The organism is Flavobacterium sp. (assembly GCF_041392085.1).
GTDB lineage: Bacteria > Bacteroidota > Bacteroidia > Flavobacteriales > Flavobacteriaceae > Flavobacterium.
The window spans coordinates 13,195-32,506 of the sequence record NZ_JAWKMW010000006.1 but is presented as its reverse complement, the minus strand read 5'-3'; the positions used below and the strand labels follow the sequence as shown (position 1 = coordinate 32,506).

Annotated in this window: 18 protein-coding genes; 13 read left to right on the top strand and 5 right to left on the bottom strand. The window is 34.0% G+C overall.

All coding sequences use genetic code 11. The annotated features are described in order from the left end of the window. Positions 1 to 20: 20 nt before the first annotated feature. Positions 21 to 686, top strand: a complete 666-nt coding sequence (locus R2782_RS05005) for a uracil-DNA glycosylase (protein WP_371266982.1) — start codon at positions 21 to 23, stop codon at positions 684 to 686. Between the two features lie 4 nt (positions 687 to 690). On the opposite strand, the gene R2782_RS05000 is transcribed toward R2782_RS05005, so the two are convergent. Further along, complete coding sequence (locus R2782_RS05000) at positions 691 to 1,065, bottom strand: RNA-binding S4 domain-containing protein (RefSeq protein WP_371266981.1); 375 nt, start codon at positions 1,063 to 1,065, stop codon at positions 691 to 693. Positions 1,066 to 1,179: 114 nt separating this feature from the next. Between R2782_RS05000 and R2782_RS04995 the strand changes: the two genes are divergently transcribed. Then, positions 1,180 to 2,166 carry an FKBP-type peptidyl-prolyl cis-trans isomerase gene (locus tag R2782_RS04995; RefSeq protein WP_371266980.1) on the top strand — a complete coding sequence of 329 codons (987 nt, stop codon included), beginning with the start codon at positions 1,180 to 1,182 and terminating at the stop codon, positions 2,164 to 2,166. Positions 2,167 to 2,242: 76 nt separating this feature from the next. Here R2782_RS04995 and R2782_RS04990 read toward each other — a convergent pair whose 3' ends face one another. Both R2782_RS04990 and R2782_RS04985 read right to left on the bottom strand, forming a co-directional pair. Then, positions 2,243 to 3,196, bottom strand: coding sequence for a transketolase family protein (locus R2782_RS04990; RefSeq protein WP_371266979.1), 954 nt, complete (start codon positions 3,194 to 3,196; stop codon positions 2,243 to 2,245). A 14-nt stretch (positions 3,197 to 3,210) separates the two neighbouring features. Further along, positions 3,211 to 4,059, bottom strand: coding sequence for a transketolase (locus R2782_RS04985; protein WP_371266978.1), 849 nt, complete (start codon positions 4,057 to 4,059; stop codon positions 3,211 to 3,213). 190 nt (positions 4,060 to 4,249) lie between these two features. Between R2782_RS04985 and tgt the strand changes: the two genes are divergently transcribed. The 6 genes from tgt (at position 4,250) to R2782_RS04955 (ending at position 11,539) form a co-directional block, all read left to right on the top strand. After that, positions 4,250 to 5,380: a tRNA guanosine(34) transglycosylase Tgt gene (gene tgt / locus R2782_RS04980; protein WP_371266977.1), complete on the top strand. Its 1,131-nt coding sequence runs from the start codon at positions 4,250 to 4,252 to the stop codon at positions 5,378 to 5,380. Between the two features lie 69 nt (positions 5,381 to 5,449). Beyond that, positions 5,450 to 6,526, top strand: a complete 1,077-nt coding sequence (locus R2782_RS04975) for an LptF/LptG family permease (protein WP_371266976.1) — start codon at positions 5,450 to 5,452, stop codon at positions 6,524 to 6,526. Continuing rightward, positions 6,513 to 7,400, top strand: a complete 888-nt coding sequence (locus R2782_RS04970) for a DMT family transporter (protein ID WP_371266975.1) — start codon at positions 6,513 to 6,515, stop codon at positions 7,398 to 7,400. Before R2782_RS04975 ends, R2782_RS04970 begins: the two co-directional genes overlap by 14 nt. Before the next feature lie 100 nt (positions 7,401 to 7,500). Then, entirely contained in the window at positions 7,501 to 8,454 is a 954-nt protein-coding gene (locus R2782_RS04965; RefSeq protein WP_371266974.1) for an acetyl-CoA carboxylase carboxyltransferase subunit alpha, read from the top strand. 141 nt (positions 8,455 to 8,595) lie between these two features. Further along, positions 8,596 to 10,140 carry a replicative DNA helicase gene (gene dnaB, locus R2782_RS04960; RefSeq protein WP_371266973.1) on the top strand — a complete coding sequence of 515 codons (1,545 nt, stop codon included), beginning with the start codon at positions 8,596 to 8,598 and terminating at the stop codon, positions 10,138 to 10,140. A 214-nt stretch (positions 10,141 to 10,354) separates the two neighbouring features. Then, positions 10,355 to 11,539, top strand: a complete 1,185-nt coding sequence (locus R2782_RS04955; RefSeq protein ID WP_371267247.1) for an asparagine synthetase B — start codon at positions 10,355 to 10,357, stop codon at positions 11,537 to 11,539. 87 nt (positions 11,540 to 11,626) lie between these two features. Here R2782_RS04955 and cphA read toward each other — a convergent pair whose 3' ends face one another. Then, positions 11,627 to 14,251, bottom strand: coding sequence for a cyanophycin synthetase (cphA, locus tag R2782_RS04950; protein WP_371266972.1), 2,625 nt, complete (start codon positions 14,249 to 14,251; stop codon positions 11,627 to 11,629). 238 nt (positions 14,252 to 14,489) lie between these two features. Between cphA and R2782_RS04945 the strand changes: the two genes are divergently transcribed. The 3 genes from R2782_RS04945 (at position 14,490) to R2782_RS04935 (ending at position 16,941) form a co-directional block, all read left to right on the top strand. Next, entirely contained in the window at positions 14,490 to 15,362 is an 873-nt protein-coding gene (locus R2782_RS04945; protein ID WP_371266971.1) for a cyanophycinase, read from the top strand. A gap of 39 nt (positions 15,363 to 15,401) precedes the next feature. After that, positions 15,402 to 16,244 carry an isoaspartyl peptidase/L-asparaginase gene (locus tag R2782_RS04940; RefSeq protein ID WP_371267246.1) on the top strand — a complete coding sequence of 281 codons (843 nt, stop codon included), beginning with the start codon at positions 15,402 to 15,404 and terminating at the stop codon, positions 16,242 to 16,244. 313 nt (positions 16,245 to 16,557) lie between these two features. Beyond that, positions 16,558 to 16,941, top strand: a complete 384-nt coding sequence (locus tag R2782_RS04935) for a hypothetical protein (protein ID WP_371266970.1) — start codon at positions 16,558 to 16,560, stop codon at positions 16,939 to 16,941. A 50-nt stretch (positions 16,942 to 16,991) separates the two neighbouring features. On the opposite strand, the gene R2782_RS04930 is transcribed toward R2782_RS04935, so the two are convergent. Next, a complete protein-coding gene (locus R2782_RS04930) occupies positions 16,992 to 18,059 on the bottom strand; it encodes a branched-chain amino acid aminotransferase (protein ID WP_371266969.1) in 1,068 nt (355 codons plus the stop codon). Between the two features lie 300 nt (positions 18,060 to 18,359). Here R2782_RS04930 and R2782_RS04925 point away from each other — a divergent pair, with 300 nt between their 5' ends. Both R2782_RS04925 and R2782_RS04920 read left to right on the top strand, forming a co-directional pair. Further along, positions 18,360 to 18,854 carry a DUF4920 domain-containing protein gene (locus R2782_RS04925; RefSeq protein ID WP_371266968.1) on the top strand — a complete coding sequence of 165 codons (495 nt, stop codon included), beginning with the start codon at positions 18,360 to 18,362 and terminating at the stop codon, positions 18,852 to 18,854. Then, on the top strand, positions 18,854 to 19,309 hold the full coding sequence (locus tag R2782_RS04920; protein ID WP_371266967.1) for a hypothetical protein: 456 nt from the start codon (positions 18,854 to 18,856) through the stop codon (positions 19,307 to 19,309). The genes R2782_RS04925 and R2782_RS04920 overlap by 1 nt, the downstream gene beginning before the upstream one ends. Positions 19,310 to 19,312 lie beyond the last annotated feature (3 nt).

Here is a 19,312-nt window from a genome sequence, read left to right as displayed (position 1 = left end):
CTTTGTAGAAATATTTTGATATGCAAGTAAAAATCCATTCATCTTGGCAAACAATTCTTGAAAATGAATTTACAAAGCCGTACTTTCAACAGTTGATTTCATTTGTCAGAAATGAGTATAATCATCATACTTGTTATCCAAAAGGAAGCCAGATTTTTGCGGCTTTTGACCTTTGTCCGTTTGAAAATGTAAAGGTAGTCATCATCGGTCAAGATCCTTATCACGGTCCCAATCAAGCCAATGGATTATGTTTTTCTGTTAATGATGGCATTACATTTCCTCCATCATTACAAAATATTTTTAAAGAAATAGAAAATGATTTAAAGATTCCGTTTCCTAAATCAGGTAATTTAGAACGGTGGGCAGACCAAGGTGTTTTGTTGCTTAATGCTACTCTAACTGTTCGACAATCGGAGGCAGGAAGTCATCAAAATAAAGGTTGGGAGACGTTTACGGATGCTGTTATTCAAGAAATTTCAAACCGAAAAGAAAACGTTATTTTTCTACTTTGGGGTGGATTTGCCAAAAAGAAAGGTGCCAAAATAGATAGAAAGAAACATATTGTTTTAGAAACAGGACATCCATCACCATTAAGTGCCAATCGTGGACTTTGGTTTGGAAACCAACATTTTAGTAAAACCAATCAATATTTGAAAAGTATGCAAAAAAAAGAAATTATTTGGTAGCTTTCTAATCGATTGTATCATCCGTATAATTATCCAAATCCCTGCGGTCTTTTTTGGTTGGTCTTCCTTCGCCTGTTTTTCTGTAATGTTCTTTCGATAACTTTAGTAATTCCAGATGAGCAAAACTTTCTGCAGGCGTTTCATCTTTTCGATAAATGTCGACCAATTTTGCCCCTACACGATTTTCCGGAATGGCCAAAACTTTAATTTTATAGGTAATTTGTTCTTTTCTAAATGTAATAACATCACTTGGAAAAACTTCACGTGATGGTTTTGCAACCTGATCATTTACAGTAACATGATTTTTTTTGCAAAGTTCAGTTACCATATTTCGGGTTTTAAAATAACGCACACACCACAAGTATTTATCTATACGCATACCTTTTTTCAGAATTCTTCGTTAATTGTGATACAAAAATAAATCAAAATTGTATCTTGCGACACTTATTTAAAGATAATATTACACTAAACCTGAACAATAATTTAATTTAAAATGCTATTAAAAAGATTAAAAAATGTTTTACTGATTTCAGTATTTGCTATGGTCATTTTTTCTTGTAAAAAAGATGATGATGATGTGTCAATTACACCACCAAGAGACAGAACTGAGCAATATAACGCTGATAAAGATTCAATTCAAAAATATTTAGAAACACATTACATGACTGTTGATGCCAACATGAATGTAATGATTTCTGAAATTCCTTCAGAGAATAGTTCAAATTATACCTCGATAATTGACCAAACAGATTATCCTTTGCAATTTATTGAAGTTAAAAATGATAATAGACAAACCTATCTAAAAGGTGGTCGGGTTGATGATCCGGTAGACTACAAGCTGTATTACATTATACTGAACGAAGGTGGAGGACAACGACCAACAACTGTTGATTCTTCTTTTGTAGATTACAGAGGTTGGAATTTTAGTAATGTTGAGTTTGACAGGACTTCTTCACCCGTTTGGACGTCTTTTCCTTCAAGTACAAACGAATTTATCTCTGGATTCAGACAGATTTTACCTTTGATAAAAACACCGGAAACTGTGACAGAGAATGCAGACGGTACTTTTACGTATACTAATTATGGTAATTGCGTCGTGTTTATCCCTTCCGGATTAGCTTATTTTAACCTATATGCGGGAATTAATATTCCTGCCTATTCTAATATTGCTTTTCAAATAAAGTTAAAAGGATTACGCTATAATGACCATGACAGAGATAAAATTTTATCCAAAGATGAAATTTACAACCCTACTGGTGATACTGATATAGGATATTTTAATCAAGATTCAGATGGTGATGGGATTCCCGACTTTTTAGACACAGATGATGACGCAGATGGTATTTTAACGCGAAATGAATTGAAAATTCCCGGAACTACACCACAACAATATTATCAATTTAACGATATTCCGGATTGTTCAGGAGATCAAGTTAATCCAAATAGATTAAAAAAACATTTGGATTCAAGTTGTCAATAAACAACATATAAAAAAGTTAAAAATCCCGATTCAAAACTTTGAACCGGGATTGTTTTTTTGAGGTAAAAAGGATAAGCTATTTTCGATTGATAACTTTTTCAGCTTTAGCAATAATTGCTTCGGCATTCAATTGGTATTTTTCCATCAGTTGAGCAGGTGTGCCACTTTCGCCAAAACTATCTTGAACAGCCACATATTCTTGCGGAACAGGATTATTTAACGATAATGTTCTTGCTACACTTTCACCTAAACCGCCCAAAATATTGTGTTCTTCCGCTGTAACCACACAACCCGTTTTAGCAACCGATTTTAAAATGGCTTCTTCGTCAAGTGGTTTAATGGTATGGATATTAATTACTTCCGCAGAAATTCCTTTCTCTTCCAATTTTTCGGCAGCAAGCAAAGCTTCCCAAACCAAATGACCGGTGGCAATGATAGTTACATCTGTACCTTCATTTAGCATTACTGCTTTTCCGATAATAAATTCACCATTTTCAGGAGTAAAATTGGCTACACTAGGACGACCAAAACGTAAATAAACCGGACCATGATGGTCAGCGATAGCCAAAGTTGCTGCTTTTGTTTGATTGTAATCACACGTATTGATAACGGTCATTCCCGGTAACATTTTCATCAAACCTATATCTTCCAAAATTTGGTGTGTTGCCCCATCTTCACCTAAAGTTAATCCTGCATGTGAAGCACATATTTTCACGTTCTTATCAGAATACGCAACCGATTGACGAATTTGGTCATAGACTCTTCCGGTAGAAAAATTAGCAAAAGTTCCAGTAAAAGGAATTTTACCACCAATCGTTAATCCGGCCGCAATACCAATCATATTTGCTTCGGCAATTCCGATTTGAAAAAAACGTTCCGGATGATTCTTTTTAAAATCATCCATTTTTAAAGAACCAATTAAGTCCGCACAAAGTGCCACTACATTTTCATTTTTCTGACCTAATTCAGTCAAACCTGCTCCAAAACCCGAACGGGTATCTTTATTTCCTGTATTGATATATTTTTTCATGAGATTTTCAAATTTTAATAATCGCCTAAAGTAATTGGGTTTTGAGCCAATGCTTTTTCTAATTGCTCATCATTTGGAGCTTTTCCGTGCCAAGCATGTGTATGCATCATATAATCAACACCATTACCCATTTCTGTGTGAAGTAAAACACAAACAGGTTTTCCATTACCGGTTTTTGCTTTGGCTTCAGTCATTCCCGAAATGATAGCTTCAATGTTATTACCTTCCTTGATTTCTAAAACATCCCAACCAAAAGCGGCAAATTTCGCTTTTAAATCACCCATGTTTAAAACTTCATCCGTTGAACCGTCAATTTGTTTCCCGTTTAAATCGATGGTGGCAATATAGTTATCCACTTTATAGGCCGAAGCATACATCATGGCTTCCCAATTTTGACCTTCTTGTAATTCACCATCACCATGCAGTGAATAAACTAAATGAGAATCATTATTCAATTTTTTAGCTAAAGCAGCTCCAATTGCTACAGACATTCCTTGTCCAAGTGAACCTGATGCCACTCGAATACCCGGTAAACCTTCGTGCGTAGTAGGATGTCCTTGTAATCTTGAATTGATTAATCGAAAAGTGGCTAATTCAGATACTGGAAAATAACCACTTCGGGCTAAAACACTGTAAAAAACAGGCGAAATGTGTCCGTTTGATAAGAAAAATAAATCTTCATTTTTTCCATCCATATCAAAACCTTCATTTCTGTCCATTAAAACTTGGTATAAGGCGACAAAAAATTCTGTGCATCCCAAAGAACCTCCCGGATGACCGGAATTTACGGCGTGAACCATGCGAAGAATGTCTCTTCTGACTTGTGTTGATAAGTCGTTTAGTTGTTGTGTGTTGGGTTTCATTTTATGTAAAAAGTTAAACTTTGGCAAAGGTAATTCAATTATTATATTTTGACTAATTCGCTTCACTCTAATTTTTGAAAGTTTTCAAGAAATATTGTTAGTAAACCTAAAGTTATGTAACTTAAATTATTCACAAAACAGATGTACAAAAACTGAATTCTTATATCTTTGCCAACTGTAAAAAACAGATATGAAGTTTGATTTATTGACGACTGACCCTCATTCGCAAGCCCGTGCCGGCTCGATTACCACAGACCATGGTGTAATAGAAACGCCTATTTTTATGCCGGTAGGAACGGTTGCCTCTGTAAAAGGAGTACATCAACGCGAATTAAAAGATGATATTAATCCTGATATTATATTAGGAAATACTTATCATTTATACCTTCGTCCGCAAACCGAAATTCTTGAAAAAGCAGGCGGTTTGCATCAATTTATGAATTGGGATCGCAATATTTTGACCGATAGTGGCGGTTATCAGGTCTATTCACTTTCTTCTAATCGTAAAATAAAAGAAGAAGGAGTAAAGTTTAAAAGCCACATTGATGGATCCTATCATTTTTTTTCACCTGAAAATGTAATGGAAATTCAACGAACAATCGGTGCCGATATAATTATGGCTTTTGACGAATGTACACCGTATCCATGTGATTATAATTATGCGAGGCGTTCGATGCATATGACGCACCGATGGTTAGACAGATGTATCAATCATTTAGAGAAAATTCCTTTTAAATACGGATATGAACAGACTTTTTTTCCAATCGTTCAGGGAAGTACTTACAAAGATTTGCGTCAGCAATCTGCCGAATATATTGCCAATGCCGGAGCACAAGGAAATGCAATAGGTGGACTTTCAGTAGGTGAACCAGCAGAAGAAATGTATGCTATGACTGAAGTTGTCACTGCTATTTTACCAAAAGAGAAACCTCGTTATTTGATGGGCGTTGGAACACCCGTTAATATTTTAGAAAATATTGCATTAGGTATTGATATGTTTGATTGTGTAATGCCAACTAGAAATGCTCGAAACGGAATGCTTTTTACAGCCAACGGCACAATTAATATTAAAAATAAAAAGTGGGAAGATGATTTTTCACCGATTGATGAAACGGGGATTACTTTCGTTGACACTGAATATACAAAAGCTTATTTACGTCATTTGTTTGCTGCAAATGAGTATCTTGGCAAACAAATTGCCACTATTCATAATTTGGGGTTCTATATGTGGTTAGTTCGTGAGGCAAGAAAACATATTATAGCAGGCGATTTTAGAGCATGGAAAGACCAAATGGTAAAACGAATGAGTCAACGTTTATAAATAAGAAGTTTGAAATTAGAATTTAGAAGCAATAGTTTTAACTCAAATTTCTAAACTCAAATTTTCTTTATGAAAATAATTGATAAATACATATTAAAGCGATATTTACTTACCTTTTCGGTGATGCTTTTGTTATTTATCCCTATTGGTATTGTAATTGATGTTGCTGAAAAAATCAACAAAATTTTAGAAAGCAAAGTACCCTTTTCTGCAGTAGCTATTTATTATTTAGACTTTACAATTTATTTTGCCAACTTACTTTTTCCAATCTTTTTGTTCCTTTCAGTTATTTGGTTTACTTCAAAATTAGCAAATAATACAGAGATAATAGCCATTTTAAGTTCAGGAATATCATTTACGAGGTTTTTGCGGCCATACATAATAGGTGCTACGATTGTTTCGATATTTGCTTTACTTATGGGTTTTTTTCTTGTCCCGAAAGCTAGTAAAGGCTTCAATGATTTTCGCTATACTTATTTAAAAAACAATAAAGAAATTAGAGAAAACTCAAATGTTTTCAGACAAATTAGTGATGATGAGTTTTTGTATGTCAGTAATTTTAATTCTGTATCTAAAACTGCATTTAATTTTACTTTAGAAAAGTTCAAAGGAGAAAAACTTGATTACAAAATTACCGTAAATCGATTGAAATGGAATGAGAAAGACAGTACATATACCATGTATAATTACCAAAAAAGAAAAGTTGGAGCTTTTGGCGATATATTGGAAAAAGCTGAAAAAAAAGATACAGTATTTAGTTTCGATTTAGAAGATTTAACGCCTGTTATTTACATTGCTGAAACCCTCACATTACCGGACTTAGTCAGATTTATTGATAAAGAGAAAGCAAGAGGTAATGCTAATGTCAACACTTATTTAGTTGTATTATACAGAAAATACAGTTTACCCGTGGCTGCATTTATTCTAACCATTATTGCGGTTTCTGTTTCATCTATGAAACGTAGAGGCGGAATGGGAGTTAATTTAGCGATCGGAATTGTTATTGCTTTTACTTATATTTTCTTTGATAAAATTTTTGGTACAATGGCTGAAAAATCAAGTATTCCACCGATTGTTGCCGTTTGGTTTCCAAATCTAGTTTTTGGTATTTTAGCAGTATATTTACTTAAAAATGCAAAACGATAACCTTAAAAGTTATTTGCACCTTCACGTAATTGTTTTTATTTGGGGGTTTACGGCTATTCTAGGTGAATTGATTTCGCTTGATGCATTACCATTAGTTTGGTTTAGAATGCTTATGGCCGTTGGATTTATTGTTCTCTTTCTGTTTTATAAAAAAACAGATTTTATAATTCCGCGAAAAATCATTTTGACTTTTTTGTTTTTAGGTTTAGTGATTGCTTTGCATTGGCTTACCTTTTTTAAAGCAATAAAAGTTTCTACTGTTTCTGTCACACTCGCTTGTCTGTCCACCGGAGCTTTTTTTGCTTCATTTTTAGAACCTATTTTATACAAACGAAAAGTTGTTTGGTATGAGGTCTTTTTCGGATTATTGGTTGTAGGTGGACTTTATATCATCTTTAATTTTGAAGGAGAATATTATTTTGGAATTATTTTAGCATTAATCTCAGCTTTTTTATCGGCACTTTTTTCTGTTATAAATGGGAAATATGCTAAAATGTATGACGCAAGTGTAATCTCATTTTATGAGCTTTCTGGAGGTGTTCTTTTCTTTTCGGTTTATCTATTCGCAACAAATAGTTTTTCAAAAGAGTTCTTTATGCTTCAACCTTTTGACTGGATTTATTTAATTATATTAAGTTCAATCTGTACGGCATATGCATTCATCGCTTCAGTAAAAGTAATGAAATTCATAAGCCCTTACACTGTTATGCTTACTATTAATCTGGAGCCAATTTACGGAATTCTACTAGCATTGTTGATTTTCAAAGACAAAGAAAAAATGAGTCCAGAATTCTACATTGGGGCAATTCTAATTCTTATAACCGTAATAGTAAACGGAATAATTAAATACCGACTCAAAAATAGAAGAGATTAATTTTTTCTGTTTTTTATAACTTAACACTAAAAATAGCTTTTCTTAACAAGATAAAATTTTATCTTTGCTATACAAACTAAACTAAAACTAGTTAAAACCTATGGAATATTTAGATTTTGAACTTCCAATTAAAGAATTAGAGGACCAATTGGATAAGTGCCAAATTATTGGTGAAGAATCCAATGTAGATGTTACAGCAACTTGCAAGCAAATTGAAAAGAAATTAGAAGAAACAAAGAAAAAAATATACAAAAATCTATCCGCATGGCAACGTGTTCAACTTTCACGTCATCCAAGTAGACCCTATACAATGGATCATGTTAAAGCTTTATGTGGCGGAACGTTTTTAGAACTTTTTGGTGATAGGAACTTCAAAGATGACAAAGCTATGATTGGTGGATTGGGGAAAATTGGCGGTCAATCTTTTATGATTGTTGGTCAGCAGAAAGGATTTAATACCAAAACACGACAGTATAGAAATTTCGGAATGGCTAACCCGGAAGGCTATAGAAAGGCTCTTCGATTAATGAAAATGGCCGAAAAATTCGGAATTCCGGTTATTACTTTAATTGATACTCCGGGTGCATACCCAGGTTTAGAGGCAGAAGAAAGAGGGCAGGGAGAAGCTATAGCCAGAAATATTTTTGAAATGCTCCGTTTAAAGACACCAATTATAACAGTAATTGTGGGAGAAGGTGCTTCCGGTGGAGCATTAGGAATTGGGGTTGGCGATAAAGTTTATATGCTTGAAAACACTTGGTATTCTGTTATTTCTCCCGAATCATGTTCGTCTATTTTATGGAGAAGTTGGGAATATAAAGAACAAGCCGCTGAAGCTCTTAAATTAACTTCTTATGATATGAAAAAACAGAAGTTGATTGATGAAATTATTCCTGAACCACTGGGTGGAGCTCATTATGATAGAGAAACAACATTTAAAACAGTTGAACAATATATTATTAAAGGATATAATGAACTAAAAGATTTATCAACAACTGAGCTAGTAATGCAAAGGATGGATAAATACAGTAAAATGGGCGAGTTTAAAGAATAATTCTTACATTATAAGTAGTAAATCCGAAGCCCTTAAACTTCGGATTTTTTTATGGTTATCAACAATAAAAATTAAGTTGTTAACATCGATTTATTAACAACTAGTTCAAGCATTTTTTTTTATTATAGTTACTTTAGCCTAATGGAAAATTTACGAAATATTAACCCGATTAAAGTAGATAAAACTACAATAATAAATTTAGAAAAAGGAAAGCTACCTCCACAGGCTCTTGACCTAGAAGAGGCTGTGTTAGGAGCGATGATGATTGATAAAAAAGGGGTTGATGAAGTAATCGATATTCTTCAACCGGATGCTTTTTACAAAGATGCTCACAAATATATTTTTGAAGCGATTGTACAATTGTTTACAGACACTCAACCCATTGACTTATTAACCGTTTCAGCACAATTAAAAAAGAATGCGAAATTGGATTTGGTTGGAGGTGATTTTTATTTAATTCAACTCACCCAAAAGATTTCTTCTTCAGCTCACATTGAATTTCATTCCAGAATTATTTTACAAAAATTTATTCAAAGAAGCTTAATCAAAATATCATCAGAAATTATAGAAGAATCGTACGACGAAACCACCGATGTCTTTGATTTATTAGACAAAGCTGAATCAAAACTATACGAAGTTACGCAAGGAAATATCAAACGAAGTTCTGAAACAGCTCAGAGTTTGGTTATTCAAGCCAAAAAAAGAATCGAAGAAATTGCCAACAAAGAGGGCTTGAGTGGGGTAGCAACCGGTTTTGATAAATTGGATAAAGTAACTTCGGGTTGGCAACCCAGTGACTTAATTATTATTGCCGCCCGACCCGGTATGGGTAAAACAGCTTTCGTACTTTCAATGGCTCGAAATATGGCCATAGATTTCAATCAACCCGTGGCAGTATTCTCTTTGGAGATGTCCTCAGTTCAGTTAATTACGCGTTTAATTTCTTCAGAAACCGGATTGTCTTCCGAAAAATTAAGAACCGGAAAACTTGAAAAACACGAGTGGGAACAATTGAGTGTAAAAGTAAAAAACCTCGAAAAAGCACCACTTTTTATTGATGATACACCCTCACTTTCTATTTTTGATTTACGAGCAAAAGCAAGACGATTATCCTCTCAACACGGCATAAAATTAATTATAGTTGATTACCTTCAATTAATGACTGCCGGAGGAGGAGGTAAAGGAGGTGGAAATCGTGAACAAGAAATTTCAACTATCTCTCGAAACTTAAAAGCATTAGCTAAAGAATTAAGTGTTCCGGTGATTGCGTTATCTCAACTCTCCCGTGCCGTAGAAACGCGTGGTTCCAGTAAAAGACCTTTACTTTCTGATCTTCGTGAATCGGGTGCGATTGAGCAAGATGCTGATATTGTTTCTTTTATTTATCGTCCTGAATATTATAAAATTGATGAATGGGACGACGACGATCGTTCGCCAACAGAAGGTCAAGCCGAGTTTATCATAGCAAAACACCGTAATGGAAGTTTAGAAAATATACGTCTGAAATTTATTGGCAGTTTGGGTAAATTTGACAACTTAGATGATTTTTCATCCGGATTTGGTGATTTACCTTCACGAATGAATGCAGAAGATACGACATTTATAACTAAAAATCTTCCTTATGCCAATGAAGCATTTGGAAGCAATATAAATAATGAAGAAGACGATTCGGATGTGCCATTCTAAATATTTTACTCAATGAGTCAAATAAGTTTGTTGGTAGACTAATTTGACTCATGAGTTGTAAATTTTATCATTTTCTTCACACAAAATCGTTTATCTTTGACATAAGAACATTTTTTGCCCGCTTAAAAAATTGCAAATTTTGAAAAAAACGATTTTTTATTTTATTCTATTTTTAATTTCTTTTACGGTTAAAGCCAATTTCATCCTTTTACCGATGGATGAGAGCACGCAACAAAATCACCTAAAAGCCTACGGAATTACCTATTGGGCTTTAGAAAATGATTACAAAGCCAGTTGGTTGCTCAATTACCGTGGCGGTTCATTTTTATTGCCAGATGCACCTGAAATTAGAAAAGAATGCCAAATTCGAGGCGTTTCGTTTGAGCTTTTATCAGATGGTCAAGCCAATCAAATTTTGGAAGAAATCAGTAGTCCCTCGCAAAATATGGAATCGGTAGTATTAGAAAAAGCACCCAAAATAGCCGTTTATACGCCAAAAGGAAAACAACCTTGGGATGATGCAGTAACCTTAGTTTTAACGTATGCCGAGATTCCATTTAAGACAGTTTATGATGAAGAAGTTTTATCTGATCAATTGCTTCTATATGATTGGTTACATTTACATCACGAAGATTTTTCAGGTCAATACGGAAAATTTTTCGGAGATTATCGAAATGCACCTTGGTATATTGAACAAAAAAAAGAGGCTGAAGCCTTGGCGGCAAAATTAGGTTATTCAAAAGTTTCAGATGCAAAATTGGCAGTCGCCAAAAAAATTCGTGATTTCGTAATTGGTGGAGGGTTCATGTTTGCGATGTGTTCAGCAACCGATAGTTTTGATATTGCCCTTTCTGCAGAGGGAGTAGATATTTGCGAACCCATGTTTGATGACGATGCAAGCGAACCCAATTACCAATCAAAAATTGATTATTCCAGAACGTTTGCTTTTCGTGATTTTATTTTAGAAAGAAGTCCTACTGTTTATGAGTTTTCAGATATTGATATGACGACCAAAAGACGCATGCCGATGGAAAAAGATTATTTTACCTTGATGGAATATTCTGCCAAATGGGATCCAATTCCAACCATGCTTTGTCAAAATCATACCATGTTAGTGAAAGGTTTTATGGGTCAAACTACTTCTTTTGACAGTGAACTAATAAAATCAAATGTTTTAATTATGGGGCAAAATCAGTATAATAATGAAGCTCGTTACATTCATGGAACCAAAGGAAAAGGTATGTTTACCTTTTTTGGTGGCCACGACCCTGAAGATTACCAACATTTAGTTGGCGACGCTCCAACAGTTTTAGATTTGCACCCAAATTCACCCGGTTATAGGTTAATTTTAAATAATGTTTTGTTTCCGGCGGCGAAAAAGAAGAAGCAGAAGACGTAATTATTAATAAATAAAAAAATCCAAAATCAATTAACCTTGATTTTGGATTTTTTATTGGACATTGGACACTTTTTTAACCGAGTAGCATTAACTCAAATTCTCCTCATTCTCTTTATCCAAATATTCCTGAACAATTCCAATGGCATTGGTTACCACATCACTTAAAGCAGTGATAAACGTTCCGTCCTCTGCAATAGTAATGGCATGTTTGATGGCTTCAATTTCTTTTGAAATAATTTCATGTGTTACAGGACGATTTGCCTTTTTAATTCCTTCTAAAATTAAATCGATAATTTCCTGTTCGGTTCTTCCACGCAAGTGTTTTTCTTGACGGATGATAATGTGGTCAAACATTCTTGCGGCAATTTCCGCACAATCACGAATATCTTCGTCTCTTCTGTCGCCAACTCCGGCAATAATTCCAATTTTTCGACTGGCTTCGATATTGCTTAATAAATCTTCGATGGCTAAATAACCCGCCGGATTATGGGCAAAATCAATCATCACTTTGAATCGTTTAAACTCAAAAATATTCATTCTACCGGGGGTTTGTGCTACGCTTGGAATAAATGTTTGCAATGAAAGACTAATATCTTCGGTTTTAAATCCATATAAATAACCAGCTAAAGTAGCAGCCAGTACATTTTGAATCATGAACTTTGCTTTTCCACCCAAAGTCAATGGAATATGAAGAGCTTTCTCAACCCGAATTTTCCAGTCTCCTTTTTTAATGGTGATAAAACCATTTTCATAAACGGCAACAATTTTTCCTTCTTTGCTTAATTTTTTGACAAAAGGATTGTCTTCATCCATTGAAAAATAGGCAATATTGCAACTCAAATCAGTAGCAATTTTTAAGCACTGTTCATCTTCAGCATTTAAAATTGCCCAACCGTCCTTTTTTACACTTCTAACCACAACGCTTTTTACACGTGCTAAATCATCCAAAGTATCAATGTCACTTAAGCCCAAATGATCTTCTCTAATATTGGTAATGATGGCAATATCGCAACGGCTGAAGCCCAATCCGGCTCTTAAAATACCACCTCTGGCTGTTTCTAATACGGCAAATTCTACGGTTGGATCTTTTAAAATATATTCGGCACTAATCGGACCGGTAGTATCGCCTTTTTCCAACATATGATTTTGGATGTAAATTCCATCTGAAGTTGTAAAACCAACTTTGTATCCATTGTTTTTAACAATATGTGCTAATAGTCGAGTTGTAGTTGTCTTTCCGTTTGTTCCAGTTACCGCAATAATCGGAATTCGACTTGGTTTTCCGGGAGGATAAAGCATATCGATAACCGGTGCTGCTACGTTTCGAGGCAAACCTTCCGAAGGAGCTAAATGCATTCTAAAGCCGGGAGCGGCATTAACTTCTAAAATAACTCCGCCATTTTCTTTTAATGGTTCTGTTAGGTTTTCAGCCATGATATCTATTCCGCAAACATCCAGACCAATAACTCTTGAGATGCGTTCTGCTAAAAAGATATTTTCGGGATGCATCATATCGGTTACATCTACTGAGGTTCCTCCGGTGCTTAAATTTGCTGTTGATTTTAAATAAACAATTTCTCCAGAGTTTGGAGTTGATTCCAACGAATAGCCCAATTTGTCCAGTAAATCTGTCGTATCTCTATCCACAGTAATTTCAGTAAGTACATTTTCATGGCCATAACCTCTGCGAGGATCTTGATTGGTAATGTCAATCAACTCCTGAATGGTATGCTTTCCGTCTCCGATAACGTGAGCCGGCACTCTCTTGGCTGCTGCCACTAATTTATTATCGATGACTAATACTCTAAAATCAAAGCCTGTAATAAATTTTTCAACAATTACACGGCGACTGTATTTTTGAGCATGAGTTAATCCTTTTACAGCATCTTCCCATGTGACAACATTAATAGAAGCACCTTTTCCATGATTCCCATCTAATGGCTTAATTACAATTGGGTATCCAATTTTTTTGATAGTAAGTTCTAAATCTTCTTCGTCTACACAAATTGAACCACTGGCAACGGGTATTGAAGCCATATCTAACATGCGTTTTGTTTCTTCCTTATCACAAGCAATATCTACTGCAATGTTACTCGTTTTACAAGTAATTGTGGCTTGAAAACGCATTTGATTTACACCATATCCCAATTGTACTAAAGAATTTGTTCCAAGTCTAAGCCAAGGGATATCTCTCGAAACAGCTTCTTCTACAATACTTCCTGTTGAGGGGCCCAATCGAACTCGTTCTCTAATTTCCCTCATTTTTTGAATATCAGCTTCTAGATCATAAGCTGTACCGGAAATTAATGCTTCGGCTATCCTCACAGCACTTTCAGCAGCAAACATACCCACATTTTCCTCAGTGTAACTAAACACAACATTATATACTCCTGAGGTTTTTGTTTCCCGAGTTCTTCCAAACCCTGTTTCCATCCCGGCTAAGGTCTGTATTTCTAGTGCTATATGCTCAATAACATGACCCATCCACGTACCACGTTCAATACGCATAAAAAATCCACCTCGTACACCCTCTGAACAACGATGTTCAATCATCGTTGGAAACATGTTCTCTATACGTTCTTTGAATCCTTCAATTTTGTTGGTGGGAAATTGCTCCATTTCCTCTAAATCCAAACGCATTTGGATTAATTTTTTTCGTTGAACACTCCAAATATTTGGTCCGCGAAGGGCTTGAATTTTTAATATTTTCATAAATTTTAATTGAAAAAATAGTTAGTTTTTTATAATGATTTTGTTAAAAATAAGAAATTATTGATTTACTGAAATAATTTTTTATTGGTTTTCTCAAAATTTATTTGAAATGGTTAAAAAAGTAAATGCATGAATTAAATTTTTGTTGAAAAATGTTTACGTTTCTCAAAAAATAAATCTCACTTTCAAATTGATAAAAAATGAACTGTTAGTTTTTATATTTTGTTACTTTTGTTGCATGAATACAAAAGGCAAATTAATTATCATAGGTGGAGCTGTTGACAAAGGCAGTTTTACAGAAGCAAGTTTTGATCAAGATGTTTCAAAAAATATGAATTTTTTTGAAACGGGCATTTTAAAACGAATTATAGACGAATCAAAATATAAAGATAAATCCAGAATTGAAGTCATTACTACGGCATCAAAAATTCCGCGAGAAGTTGGTCCGGAATATGTAAAAGCCTTTCAATATTTAAACGCTTCCAATGTTGATGTGCTACACATCGAAAGACGTGAACAAGCTTCGGAAGAAGTAATAATTCAGCGTTTGAAAGCAGCCGACGTGGTAATGTTCACAGGAGGAGATCAACTTCGATTATCATCAATCTTAGGTGGAACATTGTTTCATGATCTTTTGTTGGAAAAATATAAAAATGACCATTTCATTTATGCAGGTACTTCTGCAGGTGCAGCCGCCGCCTCTAATAATATGATTTATCAGGGAAGTAGTAGTGAAGCTTTACTAAAAGGGGAAGTAAAAATAACATCCGGTTTAGGATTGATTGACGATGTTGTAATTGACACACATTTTGTGCAAAGAGGAAGAATCGGTCGATTATTTCAAGCAGTTGTTGGAAATCCAAAAGTATTAGGAATAGGTTTAGGTGAAGATACCGGACTTTTGATTACTGATAATACCAAAATGGAAGCTATAGGTTCAGGTTTAGTTATTTTGGTTGATGGGAAAGAGATTAAAGACACCAATTTAACACAAGTTGAATTAGGTCAGCCCGTTTCTATTAATCATTTGGTTACACATGTAATGAGCATGGGGGACACATTTGATTTAAGTACCTTTAAAATGCACATTCATTCTTCTCAATATATTTAAAAACAATAGAATGGAATTCTAATATTACCATTAAAAATGATGAAAATAATAATTCACGGTGGCTTTTTTTCTGAATCAACAACAAATTTAGAAACTAAAACTGCAAAGCAAGAAGCCCTTCTAGAGATTATAAGGGATTCTTATGAATACCTTAAAATACATACAGCTTTAGAAACGGTAGTTTATGCTGTTTCATTATTGGAAGACGATGCATTATTCAATGCAGGAATCGGTTCTCAAATTCAAAGTGATGGAAAAATAAGAATGAGTGCCGCATTAATGGACGGAACAACTATGAAAATGAGCGGGGTAATTAATATTGAAAACGTTAAAAATCCTATCCAAGTGGCTAACGTTTTGATGAAAGAAGACGATAGAATAGTGGGTGGGAGCGGAGCAACGAATTATGCCAGAAAGAACGGTTTTGAAGTTTTCTCTACTGAGATTCCACAACGAAAAATGGAATACGAAGCCAAATTAAAATCTACCGGAACCGGAACAGTTGGATGTGTTGCCTTAGATTCTTATGGAAAAATTGCTGTGGCGACTTCTACCGGAGGAAAAGGTTTTGAAATTCCGGGACGTATTTCAGATTCAGCTACAGTTGCAGGAAACTACGCCAATGAATTTTGTGGTGTAAGTCTCACCGGAGTAGGTGAAGATATTGTAAGTGGAGCAGTAGCCGCCAAAATAGTTACGCGAGTGACAGACGGTTTTTCATTGGAAGAAGCATTTAAGAAAACTTTCGATGAACTCAAACCTTTTGACGGATTTGCCGGAGCTATTGCTATTGACAATAAAGGGAATATTTTTCACCAAGACTCACATCCTACAATGGTTTTTGCTAGTTTTGATGGGGAAAAAGAAGTAGTTTTTAGGTAATTTAATCAACTAGTTGAAAGGAGGCTCTATTCTTTTAAATAAATCTTGATTAGAAATAATAAGAGTATAAAGAAGATAAAACCCAATAGTACTTTGAAACTGCCTTTGTAATGTAATTTGTGGAGAGACAAATCTTTTCGGTATACATAAATCAGGGCTATCACAAAACAAACCACAAAAAAACCGGCAAAAATAGTTTGACCTTTCGAAAACATTGTATTATTTTTTAACAAAAATAGTTAATTGTTTTTGATTTAGTTCCTGTAACCGCTTTTAAAAAAATGGTTATTTTTATCAATTAAATTTTAAACGTATGCAAAAACAGATTTTAGCCGTTAAAGCATTTCATAGTGCATTTGGATTGGGTGCAAATGAATTTCCTACCCCAAATTTAGGTGAAAACAAAAACCTTCTTCGCTTTAATCTAATGAAAGAAGAAAATGAAGAGTATCTTGAAGCTGCTATGAATGAAGACATTATTGAAATTGCTGATGCTTTAGGCGATATGTTATACATTTTGTGCGGAACCATTATAGAACACGGTTTGCAACACAAAATTGAAGAAGTATTTGATGAAATTCAACGTAGCAATATGAGTAAATTAGGCGAAGATGGAAAACCAATTTACCGCGAAGATGGAAAGGTTTTAAAAGGGCCAAACTATTTTAAACCTAATTTTGAAGCTATTCTAAAATAAAAATACTGTTGTCGGTTATCAGTTGATGAAAACCGACAACGTGTGAATGGTTAAACTTTTACCGTCCATCCAAAAGTATCCTTGGCTAATTTATATTGAATATTGGTCAATTTTTCTTTTAATTGCATAGCATACGAATTTTCTAACTTAGGCAATTCATAATAGTTGTCTTGATAAGAAAACCCAACTATAGGATTTACGACAGCAGCAGTTCCCGCACCAAAGATTTCTTTTAATGAGCCGCTTTTTGCCGCTTCTATTAATTCGGAAATTAAAACGGACCGTACTTCAACTTCAATTCCATCTCGTCGGGCAATATCAATCAAACTTTTTCTGGTCACTCCATCCAAAATACGTTCTCCGGTTGGAGCAGTATACAAAGTATCATTAATTCTAAAAAACACATTCATTGTTCCGGCTTCTTCCAATTTTGTATGGGTAGCGTCATCAGTCCAAATAATTTGCTGAAACCCTCTTTCATTAGCTAATTTGGTGGGATAAAACTGAGCAGAATAATTTCCGGCTGCTTTTGCAGCACCAATTCCTCCATTGGCAGCACGACTGTAATGTTCTGCAATAATTACTTTCACTTCACCTGAATAATAAGCACGTGCTGGGGAAAGAATAATCATAAAGCGGTATTGTGTAGAAGGTTGAGCTATGACTCCAGGACCAATTGCTATCATAAAAGGTCTGATATACAATGTATTACCTTTGCCTTTCTTTACCCAATCACGTTCTAAATCTAAAATGGTTTTCAAACCACCCATAAAAATTTCTTCAGTAACTTCAGGCATTGCCAAACGTTTTGCCGAGTGGTTAAATCGTTTAAAGTTTTCATCCGGTCTAAACATCCAAACTGCATCATTTTCATCTTTATAGGCTTTCATGCCTTCAAAGATCGCTTGTCCATAGTGAAAAACTTTTGCCGAAGGATCAATCATAAATGGTTCATACGGTTTTATAATCGGTTTTTGCCACGCTCCCTCTTTAAAATCACAAATCAACATATGGTCAGTGAAAATATTTCCAAATGTTAGGTTTTCAAAATCTACATTACTGATTTTTGATGTTGAAGCTTTAACTATATCGATTTCGTTAATAAGATTTGAACTCATTTAAATTACGGTTTTAATATAAAAGTTGAATTAAGTAATTGATAAGCAGTATTTTATGAATTTAAAAAATATAAACTTTAAAACTTGCTTATGATTTTGCTAAAATATAAAAAAAACAGTAGTTTTTTGAAAGTTTTATAAAAACATCAGCAGTAGAAACCATTTTTTTAAATTTCTTTAATCTAAGTATAAATTATTGTGTTATTATTATTTTGAACTAAAATTTATTGGAAAATTAATTCGAAAAGAATTAAACTACTTATTTTTGTAGTTCATTTAGTAAAGATAAATTATAGAGTAATGAAAAAAACAATTTTAATGATTTTTGCTGCTTTTTCAATAGTAGCTTGTAAGAAAGAAGAAACGAAAGAAGTTGCAGTTGTTCAAACTGAAAATTTTAAATCATTTGGTGATTCAATAACAACCGAAGGAGTAATTTCAAAAGAGGAATTATTAGCTAAATTTGAAACTTTAAAAGAAGGAGATACAGTTGAAGTTAAATTTCGTTCAGAGATTAAAGATGTTTGTCAAAAGAAAGGTTGTTGGATGAATATGAATTTGAATGAAGAAAAAAATACGTTTGTACGTTTCAAAGATTATGGTTTTTTTATGCCGTTAAATGCAGCCGGAAGCGAAGCAATTGTAAATGGTAAAGCATTTATTTCTGTTGAAACTGTAGAAGAATTAAAGCATTATGCTAAAGATGCCGGAAAATCTAAAGAAGCGATTGATTCCATTATGGAGCCAAGAGTTACTTATTCGTTTTTATCCAATGGTGTATTAATCAAAGAATAATGAAAAAAATATTAATTGTAGGGTGTTCAATTTTGTTCATGATTGGTTGTCAAAATAAAAATGAATCTACTGCAGTGGATAAGAGTGATTCTACAGCCACAACAAAAAAAAAATCGTTCGAAATGTATGAGCTGTCAGAAATGGCTATGCTTATGGAACAAATGTATGTGGACAATCAGCGGTTAAAAGAACGCATAGAAAAAGGTGAAGATGTAGGTGAATTTCCATCACATTTTGCTAAAATTCATGAAGCTATAATGACCGACCCATCTGAGAATGATCAATTTTTTAAAGAAAATGCTCAAGTTTTTTTAGCTGCTCAAGAAAAGATTTATAATGATCCGACGAATGCAAAAGAACATTACGCCGATGCAATTCAAGCATGTATATCTTGTCATGAAGTAAAATGTTCCGGGCCCATTCCAAGAATTAAAAAATTACAACTCAAACCTTAAAAT